Source organism: Marinobacterium weihaiense (assembly GCF_019061305.1).
GTDB classification, from domain to species: Bacteria; Pseudomonadota; Gammaproteobacteria; order Pseudomonadales; family Balneatricaceae; genus Marinobacterium; species Marinobacterium weihaiense.
In genome coordinates, this window is the sequence record NZ_JAHQZT010000077.1 from 1 (window position 1) to 674 (window position 674).

General features: G+C 61.0%; 1 protein-coding gene. It reads left to right on the top strand.

All coding sequences use genetic code 11. The features are described 5' to 3' along the window. A partial coding sequence (locus KTN04_RS16655; protein WP_217336343.1) for a DUF1302 family protein occupies positions 1-674 on the top strand: 674 nt, incomplete at both ends.

A 674-nucleotide genomic window follows, 5' to 3' on the forward strand; every position in this document is an offset into this window, starting at 1 on the left:
TTCCGCACCAGCCTGGAAACCGAGTGGGGCCTGTACTACCTGCGCTACAGCGATCGCATTCCGCTGACGCAGTACAACGCCCTGAACAACACCTACCAGATTCGCTACTTCGACGACATCGAGCTCTACGGTGCCACCATGACCACCAGCCTGGGCATGGCCTCCATTGCCGGTGAACTGACCTACAAGAAGGGCGCGCCGGTTCTGGTGGGCACTCAGCTGCCCGTGGCACCAGGCTACAGCATCTCCATGCCATCGGCCGCCCGTGCCGATATCATGCAGACCAACGTCAACGCCATCGTCAACTTCGGCCGCTCCTGGATCGCCGATACGGTCAACCTGACCGCCGAACTGTCCTACGTGGACGTGATGGATGTTGAAAAGACCGGTCTGAACGGGATTCCGGGAACGGAAACCGACGATCTTTACTACACGGGTCATGGCCTGGCGTTCTCCAGCAGCCTGTCGCTGAGCTATCCGGGCCTGACCCAGGACTGGGATTTGAGCGTGCCCGTCGCCTACTCCCGTCAGTTGAGCGGTCGCACGCTCACCGGCGGCATCGGGGGCGAAGGTGATCATCGCTTCAGCATCGGCGCGGATTTCACTCATCGCACCGGCCTGCAAGTGGGCGTGAATTACCTGACCTACCTGGGTGATGCCGACGAGGACGACAA